General features: G+C 54.0%; 16 protein-coding genes and 1 pseudogene. 4 read left to right on the top strand and 13 right to left on the bottom strand.

Annotated elements, in window-relative coordinates; genetic code table 11:
• From ABLV17_RS12535 to mdh, 7 genes and pseudogenes are all read right to left on the bottom strand, one after another.
• Positions 1-70: pseudogene (locus tag ABLV17_RS12535) on the bottom strand (oxaloacetate decarboxylase gamma chain); the annotation flags it as partial.
• Positions 71-212: 142 nt separating this feature from the next.
• Positions 213-830 (bottom strand): L(+)-tartrate dehydratase subunit beta, encoded by a 618-nt coding sequence (ttdB, locus tag ABLV17_RS12530; RefSeq protein WP_308958374.1) that lies wholly within the window; start codon positions 828-830, stop codon positions 213-215.
• Complete coding sequence (gene ttdA / locus ABLV17_RS12525; RefSeq protein WP_308958373.1) at positions 830-1,729, bottom strand: L(+)-tartrate dehydratase subunit alpha; 900 nt, start codon at positions 1,727-1,729, stop codon at positions 830-832. Before ttdA ends, ttdB begins: the two co-directional genes overlap by 1 nt.
• 32 nt (positions 1,730-1,761) lie before the next feature.
• Positions 1,762-3,030 (bottom strand): SLC13 family permease, encoded by a 1,269-nt coding sequence (locus tag ABLV17_RS12520; protein ID WP_308958372.1) that lies wholly within the window; start codon positions 3,028-3,030, stop codon positions 1,762-1,764.
• 200 nt (positions 3,031-3,230) lie between these two features.
• Entirely contained in the window at positions 3,231-3,896 is a 666-nt protein-coding gene (locus ABLV17_RS12515; RefSeq protein WP_087859177.1) for a GntR family transcriptional regulator, read from the bottom strand.
• The gene (locus ABLV17_RS12510) at positions 3,883-4,512 is read right to left on the bottom strand and encodes a GntR family transcriptional regulator (protein WP_113375041.1); all 630 of its coding nucleotides are present in this window, start codon (positions 4,510-4,512) and stop codon (positions 3,883-3,885) included. The genes ABLV17_RS12515 and ABLV17_RS12510 overlap by 14 nt, the downstream gene beginning before the upstream one ends.
• Positions 4,513-4,643: 131 nt before the next feature.
• Complete coding sequence (mdh, locus tag ABLV17_RS12505) at positions 4,644-5,582, bottom strand: malate dehydrogenase (protein WP_045397222.1); 939 nt, start codon at positions 5,580-5,582, stop codon at positions 4,644-4,646.
• 540 nt (positions 5,583-6,122) lie between these two features.
• Here mdh and argR point away from each other — a divergent pair.
• The 3 genes from argR to yhcN-B all read left to right on the top strand — a co-directional run bounded on the left by argR (position 6,123) and on the right by yhcN-B (position 7,604).
• Positions 6,123-6,593, top strand: a complete 471-nt coding sequence (argR, locus tag ABLV17_RS12500; protein ID WP_015369474.1) for a transcriptional regulator ArgR — start codon at positions 6,123-6,125, stop codon at positions 6,591-6,593.
• Between the two features lie 380 nt (positions 6,594-6,973).
• Positions 6,974-7,237, top strand: coding sequence for a peroxide/acid stress response protein YhcN (yhcN, locus tag ABLV17_RS12495; RefSeq protein WP_015369473.1), 264 nt, complete (start codon positions 6,974-6,976; stop codon positions 7,235-7,237).
• A 100-nt stretch (positions 7,238-7,337) separates the two neighbouring features.
• Complete coding sequence (gene yhcN-B, locus ABLV17_RS12490; RefSeq protein ID WP_015369472.1) at positions 7,338-7,604, top strand: DUF1471 family stress response protein YhcN-B; 267 nt, start codon at positions 7,338-7,340, stop codon at positions 7,602-7,604.
• Positions 7,605-7,653: 49 nt separating this feature from the next.
• On the opposite strand, the gene ABLV17_RS12485 is transcribed toward yhcN-B, so the two are convergent.
• From ABLV17_RS12485 to aaeX, 4 genes are all read right to left on the bottom strand, one after another.
• Positions 7,654-7,929, bottom strand: coding sequence for a barstar family protein (locus tag ABLV17_RS12485; RefSeq protein WP_087859174.1), 276 nt, complete (start codon positions 7,927-7,929; stop codon positions 7,654-7,656).
• Between the two features lie 83 nt (positions 7,930-8,012).
• On the bottom strand, positions 8,013-9,980 hold the full coding sequence (gene aaeB / locus ABLV17_RS12480; protein WP_113375043.1) for a p-hydroxybenzoic acid efflux pump subunit AaeB: 1,968 nt from the start codon (positions 9,978-9,980) through the stop codon (positions 8,013-8,015).
• Between the two features lie 5 nt (positions 9,981-9,985).
• Positions 9,986-10,918, bottom strand: coding sequence for a p-hydroxybenzoic acid efflux pump subunit AaeA (gene aaeA, locus ABLV17_RS12475; protein ID WP_045397228.1), 933 nt, complete (start codon positions 10,916-10,918; stop codon positions 9,986-9,988).
• 7 nt (positions 10,919-10,925) lie between these two features.
• Positions 10,926-11,129, bottom strand: coding sequence for a p-hydroxybenzoic acid efflux pump operon protein AaeX (aaeX, locus tag ABLV17_RS12470; protein WP_002918640.1), 204 nt, complete (start codon positions 11,127-11,129; stop codon positions 10,926-10,928).
• Positions 11,130-11,259: 130 nt separating this feature from the next.
• Here aaeX and aaeR point away from each other — a divergent pair, with 130 nt between their 5' ends.
• Entirely contained in the window at positions 11,260-12,189 is a 930-nt protein-coding gene (gene aaeR, locus ABLV17_RS12465) for an HTH-type transcriptional activator AaeR (RefSeq protein ID WP_015703623.1), read from the top strand.
• Between the two features lie 44 nt (positions 12,190-12,233).
• Here the strand turns inward: aaeR and tldD are convergent, their stop codons facing one another.
• On the bottom strand, positions 12,234-13,679 hold the full coding sequence (tldD, locus tag ABLV17_RS12460) for a metalloprotease TldD (RefSeq protein WP_015369467.1): 1,446 nt from the start codon (positions 13,677-13,679) through the stop codon (positions 12,234-12,236).
• A gap of 114 nt (positions 13,680-13,793) precedes the next feature.
• A complete protein-coding gene (gene yhdP, locus ABLV17_RS12455) occupies positions 13,794-17,591 on the bottom strand; it encodes an AsmA2 domain-containing protein YhdP (RefSeq protein ID WP_087859172.1) in 3,798 nt (1,265 codons plus the stop codon).
• Positions 17,592-17,676: the final 85 nt, after the last annotated feature.

Genomic DNA, 17,676 nt, shown 5'->3' with positions numbered 1-17,676 from the left:
ACGCCAGCACGAAGCCCATGCCGAGGAACATCAGGGTGAAGCCTTCGCCTAACAGCGCAGCATCAGTCATAAAATAGCCTTTGGAGGGGCGCAATAATGGCGTAATAAACAGCCGCGATAGCCGAGTGGATTTCCCCAGACCACATAGTCAGAAGCCTCTTTATCGCGGAAATTAATTTTCGCCACTACTGCGCAATATATTTAACCGGGAGTTATTTAATAAAACTTACGTGCTGACAGATTTCATCAGCGACAATCTCTTTGCGCTGATTAAATATCACTTTATTCTGCTCAAACAGGTTATTCCCGTGGGTATCGATCGACACAATCAGTGGACCGAACTCTTTCACCCGGCAAACCCATAAGGTTTCCGGCATCCCCAAATCACGCCACTGGGCATCTTCAATTTCTTCTACACAGACCGCGGCGACCACCGCGCAGCCGGCCGGGAAGACACAGTGGAGCGCTTTATGTTCGGCACAGCCCTCTTCGGTCCCCTTACCCATGCCGCCTTTGCCGACGATTAATTTCACACCGGTCTTAGCAATAAATTCTTTTTCAAATTTCTCCATGCGCATACTGGTGGTTGGCCCAACAGAAACCATTTCAAATTTATCTTCTGTACCTTTAATCGGCCGCACAATGGGCCCGGCATGTAATATCGCGCCGCCGGCAACGTTGACCGGTAATTCACGTCCGCCTTCAATCAAACGACGATGGGCAACATCACGACAGGTAACAATATGACCATTGAGATAAATAATATCGCCCGCTTTAATATCAGCTAAATCTTCATCTTTAATTGGCGTAGTCAGTATTTTTTTAGCCATCAGAAAGCCACTCCTGTGTGAGACGTAATGGTGTAATTCAAATCTTTATCGAAAACGATATGTCCTTTGCGGTGCGACCAGCAGCCAACGTTGACCGCCACGCCGATGGTGGAAGGATGGCGCGCGGTATTTTCGATATTGACGCCCATCACCGAGGTGTTACCGGACATTCCCTGCGGGCCAAGGCCGATTTTATTAATGCCGTCTTCGAGCATTTTCTCCAGCGATGCGGCGCGTTCATTCTCATTGCGCGACCCCACCGGGCGCATCAGCGCTTTCTTCGACAGTAGCGCCGCGGTTTCAACGGAAGTCGCGACGCCAACGCCAACCAGCAGCGGCGGACAGGCGTTCAGGCCATAACTGGTCATGACATCCAGCACGAAACGAGTTACGCCTTCGTATCCAGCGCCCGGCATTAGCACCATCGCTTTACCCGGCAGCGAGCAGCCGCCGCCGGCCATATAGGTGTAAATACTGCACTGGTCAGAATCAGGGACGATCTCCCAGAATACCGTCGGCGTACCTTTACCCACGTTTTTACCGGTGTTGTATTCGTCAAAGGTCTCTACGCTGTTGTGGCGCAGCGGAGAATCCACGGTGGCTTTAATCACCGATTCGCGCAGCAGCGCTTCCAGCTCGCCAATCAGCGGGAAGTTGGCGCCGCACTCAACCAAAAACTGAATCACGCCGGTGTCCTGGCAAGACGGACGATCCAGCTCTTTCGCCAGACGCTGGTTTTCAATCATGGTGGTAAAGATGACGTCCGCCAGATGGCTGGTCTCTTTTTTATGCAACTCTTTCAGTTTTGCAGTGACGTCATCAGGCAATACTTTGCCGGTATATCCCACGAATTTGGCCATAATATCGGTCATTCGGGATATCTGTTCGCTTTTGCTCATAAAGGCTCCTTAGTCAGAACAGCGTCCGTAAATTACGGGTGAAAAGGGAAAAGAATTGGCAGCAGTACGAGGCTGACAATGGTAGAAACGAGAATCAGAGGAAGGCCGGATTTGGCGTAATCGACAAACTTATAGCCGCCGGCCGATAGCACCATCATGTTGGCGGGCATGCCGATCGGCGTCGCGTAGGCGCAGGAGCTGCCGATAACGGTCGCCATCAAAACCGCTTTCGGATCGGCGCCCATACCGGCCGCGATCGACAAACTCACCGGTACCAGTAGCGCGACGGTGGCGGTATTGGACATAAAGTTGGTCATGATGACGGACAGCGCAAAGACCACCGCCATCAACATGAATGGGGAAGAGTTCTGGCCCAGCATGCCGATGACATGATCGGCAACCAGCTTCCCAGCACCGGTCATTTCCAGCGCTTTTGCCAGCGCCAGCGTGCCGCCAAAAATGAAAATAGTCTGTGAATCAATCGCTTTATAGGCCTGCTTTTCCGTCAGCACGCCGGTAAACACCAGAACTAACGCACCGATACAGCCTGCAACCGTCAGGCTAATGCCGATCTGTTTCTCAAAAATCATGCCGAGGATCGTGGCGATCAGCACCACCAGAGACAGGATCTGTTTCCAGCGCGGAACGTGGCTGTAATCTCGCTGTTCGCCGACGCTACCGACTTCACCGCCATTAACGGTAGCAGGCAGAAATTTATAGCCAATCGTCAGGAAATAGAGGATGCCGCAGAGCAGCATCGGTAAACCCACCTTCGCATACTCAAAGAAGCCAAACCCGCTACCGATATTCTGCAACGCCGATTGCGCGATCAGGTTGCCGGGCGCACCAATCAGCGACAGGTTGCCGCCGAGCGCGGCGGCAAATACCAGCGGCATCAGTAAACGAGAGCGGGCAAAACCCGATTTCGCCGCCACGCCAATCACTACCGGGATCAGCACCGCCGCCGTACCGGTGTTGGAAAGAAAACCCGACATCACGCCGACGACCACCATGATGGTGAAAATCAGCTGTTTTTCGGTTTTGGCGAAGTGAGTGATCACCCCACCAACTTTATTGGCCATCCCGGTTTCAAATAACGCCCCGCCGACGATGAACATGGCGACAAAAAGAATGACGTTGGAGTCGATAAAACCGGCAAAAGCTTGTTTTAGATCCAACACGCCGGTGAGCACTAACGCCACGCAGACCACCATGGAAGTCACTGCCAAAGGCACCTTCTCCCAGACGAACATGACGATAGCGAACACCAGCAAACATAAGGTGATGGTAATCGGTTCCATATTTATAATTATCCCTATCAATGATATATGATATTGTATCCAATATTGACGAGGGAGAAATTATGCCCATGCAAAAAGTAAGTCAATGCGTTTTTAAACAAAGATCGCGCAGTGCGATCTGCATCAAGATCCTCTGCAGATCGTCACAAGAGATGATTAATAGCGTTGATGAATGCGACTAAAACCAGCAGGCTTTAGCGCTATACAGAGGTTTCGGGAAGGTATCGCGTGAGCATATTTTCCATTGAGCGGATAATATGCTCGCGCATGCGCTGACGCGCCAGCTCTTCATTATGCTGTTCAAGTGCCTGTAAAATCTCTTTATGTTCCTGTATCGAGATAGCCGCATACTCCGCTTCGGTGACCTTGTGCCCCATCGACAGTCCGTTCCACATGTTGCAGAGCAGCATCTTCATTTTTTCGTTGCCCGCGGCGTTCCAGATCTCCATATGGAAAGCCTGATTCAGGTCGGAATATTCAGTGAAGTTATTATCGGCCAGCGCTTTTTCTGCTGAGTAGTGTACCTGGGCAATGCGCGAAATATCCGTGCCGGGACGAGATGCCTTCGCCACCGCCTCACTTTCCAGCAGCGCGCGAATTTCATAATGCTCGCGAATCGTCTGCTCGTTGATCCCTAACACCACCGCCCCTTTATTGGGGCGAACTTTAATCAGGCCATCGGCGGCTAAAATCTGAAACGCTTCGCGCACCGGCATGCTGGAAACCCCAACCATGCGGGCAATGCCTTCGAGAGTTATCTCCTGCCCTTCCACTAAATCCCGCGAAAGAATCGCTTTGCGTAATACCGCCGCGACCTGCTCTTTCGCCGAAAGAAGCTTAATTTTCCCTAATTTAGGCTTCTGCACTTTCCCAATCCTTCATATGTTGACGCATAATTTCCGCAAGCATGAGGAAATAACGCTGTGTTGCCTGAGCAATATTCCCCGCATCGCCGCGGCTAATGGCTCCAGCCAGTTCATGTAGTATCAGTGCCGATTCCTGGCTATCGTCTTTCAGATACAGAATGACATAAGAGATATAACCATCCAAAAATTGCTGATATGCCTTCGCCAGATAACGGTTATCAAGATAGGAAATCAGTAACTGATGAAAATCCAGTTCGCGAGTTTTGTCGCCAGGCTGCGCCAGGGCCTGCGCGCGCCCGAGCAGCAATTCCCCCTGGTTTGCCGGCACGAGAGTGAACAATTCGGCAGCCATCACCGCGATCACGCGAAAAATATGGCTAACATCATCGGGCACCAGCTTTGATACCTGCATATGACGGTTAGGCAAGCGCACCAGAAACCCCTCTTGTTCAAGAGACTGCAACGCTTCTCTAACCGGCATACGTGAAAGCCCTAGCTGCTCGGCAATACTCTCCTGCGCCAGCTCATCTCCCGCTTTCATCGCTCCGGAAAGAATTTGATAGCGAATGATTTGCGTAATGTGGTCCCTGGTCTGCTTTCTGTCGATCTTTTTCACAACGTCCTCATTGCTTGGGGCTTAAGACGCGGGGATTTTAGCAGATTTAGCCGCCAGGCGGCGCATTCGCCAGGGATATGAGGTGATAAAAAAGCCGGAACGACGGTTCCGGCTTTTCTGCTAACGAGACGTTACTTGTTGACGAAATCTTCGCCGAGGGCGATATCTTTCTTCAGCGTATCCAGCATGCCTTCCAGCGCCTGCTGTTCAAAAGCGCTGAGTTTACCGATGGACTGGCGCTCTTCCACGCCATTTTTGCCCAACAGCAGCGGCTGCGAGAAGAAACGGGCATACTGGCCGTCGCCTTCGACGTAGGCACATTCAACCACGCCTTTTTCACCCTGCATGGCACGCACCAGTGAGAGCCCGAAACGCGCAGCGGCCTGGCCCATAGAGAGTGTTGCCGACCCGCCACCCGCTTTCGCTTCCACGACTTCCGTCCCGGCGTTTTGAATACGTTTGGTAAGATCCGCGACTTCCTGCTCGCTAAAGCTGACGCCAGAAATCTGCGACAATAAAGGCAGGATAGTGACGCCAGAGTGGCCGCCAATGACCGGAACTTCAACCTCGGTGGCCGACTTGCCTTTAAGCTCGGCGACAAAAGTATTAGAACGAATGATATCGAGGGTGGTAACGCCAAACAGTTTGTTTTTATCGTACACGCCGGCTTTTTTCAGCACTTCGGCGGCGATAGCGACGGTGGTATTTACCGGGTTGGTGATAATACCGATGCAGGCCTGCGGACAGGTTTTCGCAATCTGCTGCACCAGGTTTTTAACGATACCGGCATTAACATTAAATAAGTCGGAGCGATCCATGCCGGGCTTACGCGCGACGCCGGCGGAAATCAGCACCACATCAGCGCCTTCCAGCGCCGGGGTAGCATCTTCACCGGAGAAACCTTTGATTTTTACATCTGTGGGAATATGACTTAGATCTACCGCCACGCCCGGCGTAACCGGAGCGATGTCGTACAACGAGAGCTCTGAACCTGAAGGCAGTTGGGTCTTAAGTAGTAGGGCAAGCGCCTGGCCGATTCCACCAGCGGCGCCGAGGACTGCAACTTTCATCCTAAACTCCTTATTATGGTTAATTTACACCCTAAATAATTCGAGTTGCAGGAAGGCGGCAAGAGAGTGAATCCCCAGGAGCTTACTGAAGTAAGTGACTGGGGTGAACGATTGCAGCCAACGCCCATGCAGCTCGAAGTATGACGGGTATAGTCTTTCGTTATTCCGTCGCCTGGACCTTAATTCACAAGATGAACAATTACAATAATTATGGCTGAAGAATGCGGGGTACGCGCAATGATGCAGCAAATTCGCATTTTTCTTCCTGAGACTGGCCATCCAGCAAAGCCGTAGTACCGGATCGACTATTGGTTACAATACACCCAGCTCGCTCGGCAAAACAATATCAATTTCATAACATTTATTTCACTTTTACAGCAATTTACCCGCTGTGATGCAGGCATGTTCCTCATCAGGGTTATTTGCTAAAATATGCTCCTTTCATAACATTATTTACGCTATTCCTTTGCGGATTATTTGCATAAAAATGCACTTGTATGCATAATGATGTTGTTTTTACCACCATAATCTGGGTGACTTATGCGTAGTTCGGCAAAACAAGAAGAACTGGTTAAAGCGTTTAAATCGCTGCTTAAAGAAGAAAAATTCAGCTCGCAAGGCGAAATCGTTCAGGCGCTGCAGGAAGAAGGTTTCGAGAACATCAACCAATCGAAAGTTTCCCGCATGCTGACAAAGTTTGGCGCCGTTCGCACGCGTAACGCCAAAATGGAAATGGTCTACTGTTTGCCTGCCGAACTCGGCGTGCCGACGACCTCCAGCCCGCTGAAAAACCTGGTGCTGGACATCGATTACAATGATGCAGTGGTAGTGATCCACACCAGCCCCGGCGCGGCGCAGCTGATCGCACGCCTGCTGGATTCCTTAGGCAAAGCCGAAGGTATTCTGGGTAGTATCGCGGGTGATGACACTATCTTTACCACCCCTGCCCGCGGTTTTTCCGTTAAAGATCTCTACGACGCGATTCTGGTCCTGTTCGAACAGGAACTCTAAGCGCTCCCCCTCTGGTTCCTGCCAGAGGGTTCTTCCCCGCAAAATGCTATCCCCCAAACCTTCAAATAAAGCAGCATTTTTTTAACATTTAGTGTGGTTTTCCACCTCTATACATTCCTTTACCGAATGATAACGGCTAAAGCGCACAAAAGATCAAAGTGCAATATCTATTTGATTTAAATATAAATAATCATGATATTCACCCCGTGAATGACATTTCTAATTCTTATACGTTATAAAAACGACATTTCTTGGAAATTATTTACACTGAAAACAATTAGCATGGTATTAATATTTTTGGTGATTAGTGTATACTTGATTTTGTGATGAGGGTCACGAAACAAAGCCCCCTAATAATAAAATTCGACGAGGTGAACATCATGAAAATCAAAACCACTGTAGCCGCACTCAGCATGCTATCCGTACTGTCCTTTGGCGCTTTCGCCGCTGATTCAATCAACAGCACTCAAGCGGAAAGCCGCCAGTCACTGGGCACCGTATCTATCGGCGCGGTAGGTTCTTCCCCGATGGATATGCATGAAATGCTGAACAAAAAAGCACAAGAAGAAGGTGCTTCTTCTTATCGCATTATCGAAGCTCGCACCGGCGACCATTGGCACGCCACTGCTGAACTTTATAAATAAGCTTTAACGATTGTCGGTCATTAACTGAAACAGTATCTCTTCAGCGGCCTGGGTTCATATGAAATCTCCCGCCGCTGCACAAATGGTTGGAGTAAAGATTATGAAAAGCGCAATTATCATCGCATCCCTGGGTCTGGCATCTGTTCTCTCTTTCGGCGCAAGCGCAGCCGTACAGCAAGTGAACGCCGATCAAGCACAAAACCTGCAACCAATGGGCACTATCTCTGTATCGCAAGTAGGTAGCGCGCCAATGGATATGCGCCAGGAACTGGCGGCTAAAGCTGAGAAAGAAGGCGCCAGCAGCTACCGCATTATTGAAGCTCGTACCGGCGACAGCTGGCACGCGACTGCTGAGTTGTACAAATAAACCCTCGTCGTCTTATCCGACGACTTGCCCCCGCCTGCCGGGGGCTTTTTTATGCCCAACGGGCATTAAAACGTAGTAGCCCTTCCAGCTCCTCTTCCGCTTCATCGAACAGCAAAATTAACGCACCAAAGCGACGACGCTGTTTTTCATCCAGATGGACAAATTCAATCTCCAGCGGGAACGGTAAGCGCCCTCCCGTCACCGCGCTCCACAGCGCGTCAAGGTTATCCACCTGCTTATCCGGTAGGGCGAAGGCGCGGGAAAACTCACGATAGAAATCCTGTTGCTCAGCTATTTCATCAAAATCAAAGGTATAAACAGTCATTGCCCGGCGCCCCTTAAGCTCTGTCCCTCTACACCAAATAAGTATAGCGATAAAAAAACCGACGCCGGGCGTCGGTTTGCAGGTTAGCTATTGGTAAATACGTGCTGATATTTTTTCAGCATATCGACCAGCCGTCGTACCGGCTCAGTGACCTGGGGCGACGCCTGCCAGTGAAGGAGTTTTTCCTGATAAACATCAAGCTCTTCCAGCAAGCGGGTAAAGTAACGACGGCGCTTATCGTCGCTACCGGCGGAGATAACGTGATCGGCGGTTCGCCGCAGCTGGCGGTGGAAGGCCGACAGATCCTCGTTTACCGGCACCGGGGCATCGCGTAGACGCTGGTGCGCGATAATCAGCGTCAGCGCCAGCCGGAAGCGGGCGATATCGCCGGGAAACTTATTCAGCAGTAAAAACAGCTGTTGATACAGCGCCGGCAAATGGTTCTCTTTACGCCGGGCGCTATTCGTGGTGAGCGAAGAGACCGCCGCCGAGACGAACTGGTTCAATAACACCCGTCCGGTGCGGGCCTGCGAGTTATCACGCACTAACAGAATTACCATCAGCGCGAGGAAACAGCCGACAATCTGCCCCAGAGCGCTATCGAGGAACTGGCTAAACTGGAACTGCATCGGGTTATCCAGCACCAGAATATTGATGGTGCTCGCCAGGGCCCCCAGCGATCCGAGCCGCCGCTTTTGTACCTCAATACCGATAAAGAACGCCATCGCGGCAAGGCTGATACACAATAGCAGCATACTCTGCTGCGTCGCAGGCATGACGACAAGGAAGAACAGCGCGCCGAGCGGTAAAGCGGCAAGGGTGCCATAGAGGAAGTCTAAGGCCACCATTCGCGGGTTAGGCAGGCGCATCGCCAGCGCGGTCACCACGGCAATCATAACCATCGCCCCGCTACCGGATGTCCAGCCGGTCCATAGCCAGAACAGGGTGCCGAGAATACAGGAAATGGAGGTTCGCCAGAAGTTAACCATCGCGTGGTGACGCTCGGCGGACTCAACCTTCACCACCGTTTCGCCGCGTAAGACTTCATCTTCAATACGGCTAATTTTGGTATTGCCGACCACGCCGCGCTTGAGCAGCAGATAGCGCGTCGCCGCGCCGACCCAGCTATAAATAGTGACCGGCGTATTGTGTTCACCTTTCCAGGTCAGGAAGCGGCGCATACGCTTAAGCTGTTGATGCACATCCTGTACCGTTTCTACGGGCTCGGCAAACAGCTCGCGGTAGTCGTCAGTCACCATCTCCGGGCGTGAGTTCTGGATCAGATAGGTTTCGCAGGCCTGAGTAATCAGCGTCAGCGATAGCGTGTTGATAGCCTTTAGCCGCTGGTTTACCTTCGACCAGCGCGAAGATTCCATGATCAGATTGCCGCGCATCCCTTCCAGCCCGGCGGTACGGCGCACCAGCGCTCCCCAGGCTTTGTCCACCACCTCGCTATCGCCATGGGCGACACAAAGCTGCATCAGGCGATACTGATCCAGCAGCAGGTTATCCAGTTCAAGGTCGATCTCTTTTTTGATAGAGCGCGGGGAAAATAGCAGGTCAGCGACGATAGCGCTGACGATCCCGATGACGATTTCGCTGCAGCGCTCGACGGCAAACTGCGGCGCCAGCATCGGGTCAGTATGAATGGTGATGATGATAATCAGCGCCGTGTAACCCGCCAGCCCCCAGGCGTAGGAGTTTTCCACCTTCACCAGCGAGGAGATCCAGGTGCAGAAACCGGCCCAGAGACAGCAAACCAGCATCATCAATAGCGGCGCGCGGATCATGAGGATAATGATCGCCAGTGCGGCAATACAGCCGATAAACGTCCCGGCAATACGCAGCATCCCGCGGTAGCGAATCGCCCCGGAATAGGGCTCTCCGCCGGCGGCAAATGCCGGACCGGCGGTCACGATAGCCGCGGTCAGTACGGCCCAGCGCGGCGTCTCAAGCTGAAAATGAAAGCCGACGAACAGCGCCAGCACCACCGCGCATGCAAGCTTAATGGCAAAGCGGAGATGCCGGGGAGCAATGGTATAGGTCCCCATGGCGATTAACCAAACTCACGCAAGCGCATGGCGACTTTCTGGAAGAAGTTGGCCTGGCTGGCGTCGCGATCTTCTTTACCGGTAATGACAACGGTCGCGGTGGTGCCCGACGGCCAGAGGTTGCCCTGCTGCTGGTCAAGACGGATACGTACCGGCACGCGCTGCGCCAGACGTACCCACTCAAGGTTGGAGTCAACGGAAGCCATGCCTTTCGCATCGCTGCTGCTGCTGGCGTTAGTCACGCCCGCGGCAACGCTGTCAACGGTACCTTTTATCACCTTACTACTGCCGAGCGGAGTGATTTCGGCACGATAGCCCGGACGCACGCCTTCCAGTTTGGTCTCTTCCAGATAGGCCATCACGTAGAAGGTATTTTGTTTAACCAAAGCGACCGCGGTCGAACCGCGGGTAATGAATTCGCCGGAGTAGACGTTCAGGTTGGTCACCCAGCCATCGGCTGGCGCACGAATCACCGTACGTTCAAGATCCAGTTTGGCTAAATCGCGGCTGGCCACCGCTTTCGCCAGCTGATGCTCAACGGTTTGCAGCACGTTGTTGGCCTGGTCAATCTCTTCGCGCGACATGGCCTGCACGCCGAGCCTGTTACGGCGCCCGGCTTCAACGCGTTTTTCCTGAGCCAGCGTCTGGTAATAGGAGACGTCGGCTTCCGCCTCCGCCAGCGCTTTTTGGTAACGAGGTTGGTCAATAACGAACAATACCTGGTCTTTCTTAACCAGTTGGTTATCCTTGACATTCACCTGCGAAATAAGCCCCGACACGTCCGGCGCGATGGCGACGATATCGGCGCTAAAGCGTGCATCGCGCGTCCACGGCGACGCGGTGTAGTACACCCATGCGCGAAAAATAGCGATAAACGCCAGAATAACCAGTATCACAGTGATGGCAGTACGCAGGATATTTCTTGTTAGTGTTTTCACATCGACCTCAAACGAACAAGCGCGATATCAGATAAAACAGACAGCAATACAGCGCAGTATTAAACAGTGCAGGGTGCCAGACAAAATCATAAATACCGGTCGGAACCAGCAAACGGTGCACCAGCCAGAAGATGGCTAGCGACAATAGCAGCTCAAAGAAGATCGGCGGAAACGATAGGCCGAAAATCACTATGACAGGAAACAGACTCATGATGACCTTGATAAGAAGCGTACAGGTGGTAGCGTGATGCGTTTATTATGTAGCTAACTATATATTAACGTAACAATTGCAGCCTTATCTATAATATGTGATCTAAATCACTTTTAAGCCAGAGTGAATAATGGAACGACTAAAACGTATGTCGGTGTTCGCCAAAGTGGTTGAGCTGGGCTCTTTCACCGCCGCCGCACGCCAGCTCCAGATGAGCGTTTCATCTATCAGCCAGACCGTTGCTAAACTGGAAGACGAGCTACAGGTAAAGCTGCTCAACCGCAGCACCCGCAGCCTGGGCTTAACAGAAGCGGGTAAAATTTATTACCAGGGCTGCCGAAGAATGCTCTTTGAAGCGCAGGACGTCCATGAACAGCTGTATGCCTTCAACAATACCCCTATTGGCACGCTGCGCATCGGTAGCTCTTCAACTATGGCACAGAATGTGCTGGCGCGCATAACCGCCGAAATGCTCAAAGAATATCCGGGTTTATCGATTAATCTGGTGACCGGCATCCCCGCCCCGGACCTGATTGCCGACGGCCTCGACGTGGTGATACGCGTCGGCGCGTTGCAGGATTCCAGCCTCTTCTCGCGGCGGCTGGGCTCGATGCCAATGGTGCTCTGCGCGGCGAAAAGCTATCTCCAGCACGCGGGATGCCCGGAAAAACCGGCGGATCTTGCCAGCCATTCGTGGCTGGAATATAGCGTACGGCCAGATAATGAGTTCGAAATTATCGCCCCGGAGGGGATCTCAACACGCCTGATCCCACAAGGACGCTTCGTCACCAACGACCCGATGACGCTGATCCGCTGGCTGACTGCCGGCGTTGGCGTGGCCTACGTTCCGCTGATGTGGGCGATCGACGAGATCAACCGCGGCGAACTGGAGATCCTGCTGCCGAGCTATCAATCGGATCCGCGACCGGTCTATGCGCTGTATACCGAAAAAGACAAACTGCCGCTGAAGGTGCAGGTGTGTATTAACTATCTGACGGATTATTTCGTCGAAGTGGCGAAGATTTATCAGGGAATGCACGGGCGCGGGATGACCCGTTAATTGACTTCCCGGCAGCGGCTTCGCGCCGCCGGGACCAGCCGTTATCAGGCGGTGCCGCCAACGGTAAGGTTGTCGACTTTCAGCGTCGGCTGGCCGACGCCGACCGGTACGCTCTGCCCTTCTTTACCGCACACGCCAACGCCGCTATCCAGCTTCAGGTCGTTACCGACCATAGAAATCTGCTGCATCGCTTCGATACCGGAACCGATTAGCGTCGCGCCTTTGACTGCTTTAGTCACTTTGCCTTTTTCAATCAGATAGGCTTCCGAGGTCGAGAAGACAAATTTACCGGAGGTAATATCCACCTGGCCGCCGCCGAAGTTCGGCGCATAGATACCGTAATCGACCGATTCGATAATCTCCTGCGGCGTCGACTTACCGGCCAGCATATAGGTGTTGGTCATCCGCGGCATCGGCAGATGCGCATAGGATTCACGGCGACCATTACCGGTCGGCGCAACGCCCATTAAACGCGCGTTGAGCTTATCCTGCATATAACCTTTCAGGACGCCGTTTTCGATAAGCACGTTGTATTGACCCGGCGTACCTTCGTCATCAATCGCGACCGAACCACGGCGATCGGCCATGGTGCCGTCATCCACGACGGTGCACAGTTCAGAGGCGACTAATTCGCCCATGTGACCGCTGAAGACCGAGGTGCCGCGACGGTTAAAGTCACCTTCCAGGCCGTGGCCGACGGCTTCATGCAGCAGCACGCCAGGCCAGCCCGCGCCAAGCACCACCGGCAGCATTCCGGCTGGCGCGGCAACCGCGGACAGATTGACTAATGCCATACGTACCGCTTCACGCGCCCAGACATCCGCCCGTACGTCGCCATCCAGCGGCGCGAGGAAATAATCATAGCCAAACCGTCCGCCGCCGCCGCTGGCGCCGCGCTCGCGTTTGCCGTCTTCTTCCACCAGCACGCTCACGGAGAGACGAACCAGCGGACGAACATCAGCGGCCAGCGTTCCGTCCGTTGCCGCCACCAGGATAAGCTCGTAGACGCCGCTCAGGCTGGCGGAAACTTCCTGCACGCGCTTATCGGCAGCACGCGCCACCTTATCAACGCGGCGCAGGATATCCAGTTTCTCTTCGCGGCTCATGCTCTGCAGCGGATCGACGCTGGTATAGAGAGAGCTGTATTCCACCGCGCCGAGCGTCTGCACTTTGCCGTCGCCATGGTCGCGGACGATAGTACGCGCCGCCTGGGCACTCTGCTCAAGCGCCAGTTTGCTGATTTGGTCCGCATAGGCAAAACCGGTTTTTTCGCCGCTTACCGCCCGGACGCCTACGCCCTGGTCAATATTGTACGACCCATCTTTGATGATGCTGTCTTCCAGAACCCAGGATTCGTGATAGCTCGACTGAAAATAAAGATCGCCGTAATCGAGACGGCGCTCAGCCAGTTGGCCAAGAATGGCAAACAGGTCCTGATGGTTCAGGCCATTTGCCGACAGTAATTGTTCACTTACCAGGTTCAAACTCATCGTTACGCTACTCGTTTGTTGCCGCCTGACACAGGGAAATGCCATGCGGCGAAAAAGATGACGGGGAGAAAATACTCTCTATTGAGAGTGCGATAATTCCCCGTACTCGTCAAATCATTGCTTTTTGTTGCTGCGCGCCTGGCGCAGCACTTCATTGATTTCCGGCTGATCGATTGGACCCGTAATGCGATAGCGCAGAATCGATACTTTGTTCCACAGCGGCCCAAGCACCTTGCTGGCGGCAAACACCGCCGCGCCGACAATCGGGTTGACGGCGAATGCCGCCGCTACGCCCACGGTTGCCGAAATTTCCGGCGCCACCACCGCTTGTAAATCTAAACGACGGCGCACCAGATCGACCGAACCTTTCATCGCGATGTCGGCTTCAAGCCCATCCACCAGCGTATCATCCGTATTCAGCACGCCGTCTTTAATCCACGCCGTACTGCGAATTGAATCGAACCAGAACCCTTCCTGGAAGGTGTCGCTGAAATCGAAGCGTAGCTTACGCAGCAGCGCATCAACGCTCAATAGCCTTAACAGCTGACCGGCATGACCAGTGCTCAGGTCAGTAAACTCGCCTTTGCCGAGGCGGCTTTTGAGGATCCCGTTCAGCGAAGCGACATCAGGCTGCCATGGCGGCGCGCGCCAGTGCAGATCGTAATCGACATCAAACGACGACCCTTTCACCGGCGTCGAAACACCGAAGAAGTTCACGAAGTCGTCCGTTTTATTACCGTGCAGCTTGCCTTTCAGCGAGGTACGCACGCCGCCGGGCGCATTCACCCAGACGCCATCGGTAGTGAGGCGGCCAAAGCCAGTATCCACCAGGCCATTGCTGAGGGTTAGCGTATCGCCCTTGATATTGAAGTCACCGTCGATTCGCCCATACTTTTGCCCCCACAGCCAGCACTCTTTACAGCGCAGCTGTAAATCAGGCCAGCCGCGGAAATCCAGACGCGTATCAGCCAGCGGGCCGCTCTCTTTTTTCACCGTGCCGTTGTTATCGCTGGAAGGGTTGTAATAGAGATAGCGAATGGCCGCCAGCCAGGGCGCGTTCTTATGCATCGTCAACGTGGCGTTGATTTCACGCCCCTGCGCCTCCACCTTCGAGCCGCTACCGTCAGGCTGGGAAACCAGACTGACGTTATTCCAGTTCTGTCCGGCGAAGGCCAGCGACGGTGTACGAAGCGTCACGCGCTCCGGGAAGGCCATATTACTGCTCACTTCGTTGACGGCCCCCCGCTGGAACAACGCCAGCCATTGCGCGCCATCCATCGCCGGCATGTTCAGCTCGACGCCTGATGCTTCAGGCAGCGAAGGAATCGCTTTGCTGTCGGAGGTCAAAATCGCCCGGTCGAGCGTCAGCTTATTATTTAGCAGCCAGCGGCTATTGACGTGGTTCTTGCTGCCGATATTGCCGGTCAGATCGAAGCTGTTTAAGCCGCCGGTCACGTTGATTTTCACCGGCAACGGTTCGCCCGCCGATTTATTCACCGGCGCAGGTAAGTGACTACTCACATTTCTCAGATCGCCGTTGATATCGACTTTGTAGCTCGCGCTACCGCGATACGGTAACTCAATGGCCACTTTGCCATCCCAGGGGACGCTGCCGCTGAGTTCATCGTTGACCGCTTTCGGCAGCAGGCCGGTACGCGTCGGCTGCCAATTAGCGTTCATGCCGACGTCAACGAGGAAGGCTTTCGCCCCTTCCGTGGTGGTGAAATTGAGGTTCAGCGGTTGATTAAACCAGGTCGCGCTTAGCGGCCCGCTTTTTAAATCTCCATTCTCAAAGCTGAACTGACCATTGAGATTCTTCAGCGTCGCGTCAATCGGCTTGATAAACAGATCGTTATTTTTCAGCCGCACATCGCCTTTGGCGGTGGTCATCTCGCCATCGAGCGGGATAGCAAGATGTAAGCGAGCGCTCACATTACCATCAAGCTGTAGTTCATCCAGCGCCGAGCCGAGCGTGTCCTTCAGCGGGGTCTGTTTGAAATAAGGGCCAACCTCTTTGCCTGGACCGTTAACATCGGCATCGATAAACAGTTTTTCATGGGAATAGTCAGGGATCACCGCGTCAAGGTTGCTGGCGGTGACGTTGCCCAGCATCGCTTTATCCGCCTTCATCCACAGGCCGTTATTGACGAAGTTAAGGTTGATATCTAATCCGGTCAGCGCCGGCCAGTCCGGCTGGAAGGCGAAGGTCGCGTTCTTCAGCGGTACCGAGACCTGGAATTGGCCTTCGTTATGCTCATAAGGGAACAGATGCGGGTTGCCGCCGTATACCAGGGTAGCGTTGCTGGCCTGTCCGCCCTTAATTGCGCCGCTCAGGTAATCCACCAGCGCTTTGCCCATCAGGTTTTCCGGGAAATAACGCCACGCCTGGCCGCCGTCGTTAGTGCTGATGCCCGCCAGGATGCCTAACCACGGCTCATCGCCTTCCGGCTGCAGATAGCGGAAGCCGCCGCGCGCGCGAACGCCGGTTGCCTGCACGTCGATATCGCGGCCATCCAGCATAAAGCCCTTGCTGTTCTTCTCCCAGCTCAGGGTCGCATCGCCCTGGGCTATCTCCAGCGGCGCGCGAAAGACCGTTTCATAAGGCATTTTCGCCTGGGTCATATGCGCGCGCAGTTCGCCGTTTTCCACACTGCCGCTCAGGCTGCCGGAAAAGTGCTCGGCCCCCGGCAACAGCTTCCACTGCTTCCAAGCCAGATCGCTCCAGTCAGCCTGGAAACGGGTCTTCTCCGTTGCCTGCAGCGGGATATCTAACGCCAACAGGTTAATTTTTCCGCTCGGCTGGGTGGTTCGCCAGACTTCGCCGAAGCTCGGCGCCAGCTTATCGGCCATCGGTTGCAGACCGGTCAGGCCGCCAAGATCGAGATTGCTGGCGCGGATGCGTAGTTCATCGCTGCGCTGATTGTTATTACCACCCACTTCCTGCGCCGGGATCCACGCCATCGCCAGCGCGCCGCGCGGCCAGGCCTTGCCGTCTATCGAGATCCGCGTGTCGGGGATATGAAATGCCCAGCTTTGATTTTCGCGTGTGATATGCGCCGTCAGGTTATCCACCGACAGCTTATGCAGATGCTTATCACCCTGCCAGCTGGCGCCGCCTTTTTTCAGCCATACATCACCGCTGGCGACATCGCCTTTATCGATAGTCATCCAGCCTTCGAGACTAAAGCGCGCGCTCTGCAGGGCGATGTTGTCCTGCATCCAGCGTCCGAGCCAGGGTTTAACGTCGATGTCGTCGGCCTGTAACCAGAGGCGCCCCTTGTTGAGCAGGCCGTTCTCGTCACGTAAATCCATCCGCACCTGCATGACGCCGTGCTGGCCGGTGAGACTCGAAAGGCTCAGTTGCCCCTCGGCGCGGTGGCGGTTTTTACCGTTAAGCCAGGTCAGCTGTGGGATCGCCAGTTCAGCACGCTGACCGGAAATCGTCAGGAAGCTTAAATGGCTATCACGGAGAATAAAGTGGTCAAACTGACGCAGGAACAGATCGCTGATGCGATCGGTCTTCAGACTTGCGCCGTCATCGTTAGTCTGGATGGGCGTATTGGTGTGAATTTGCAGTTGCCAAAAGGTCAGGTCGCGGAACTGCCAGCGCATATGTAACAGGCTTTGCCAGACGTCGAGCGCAAGGGTAACCCGTTTGATCGTCATTTCGCCACCGTCTTTCAAGGTGGCTTTAATATCGCGAACGTCCAGCGTCGGGCCGAAGTTTTCCCAGTTGGCGTTGATCTGCGAGGCATCAACCGCGACCCCGGATACCGCGGTAATTTTCTCCAGCAGTTGGGGACGCCAGTTATTTAGCTGCGGCAATGCCAGACGCAGGCCGCTCACCAGCAGCGCAACAATCACCACCACGGTTGCCACGGTGAGCAGTAATATCCCGGGCCATCGCCTCAACGCATCTCTCCTTGTCAGCCTGTTACGCTTTATCCTTCAGCCCGCCTGTTTACCCGCCCCCGACGCCATCGGGAGCGACAGGCTG

Origin of the sequence: Klebsiella sp. CN_Kp091, from assembly GCF_040065095.1 — a bacterium.
Taxonomy (GTDB): Bacteria; Pseudomonadota; Gammaproteobacteria; order Enterobacterales; family Enterobacteriaceae; genus Klebsiella; species Klebsiella aerogenes.
Note: the sequence above shows the minus strand (reverse complement) of the source record. Positions and strands in the feature narration are given on the sequence as shown.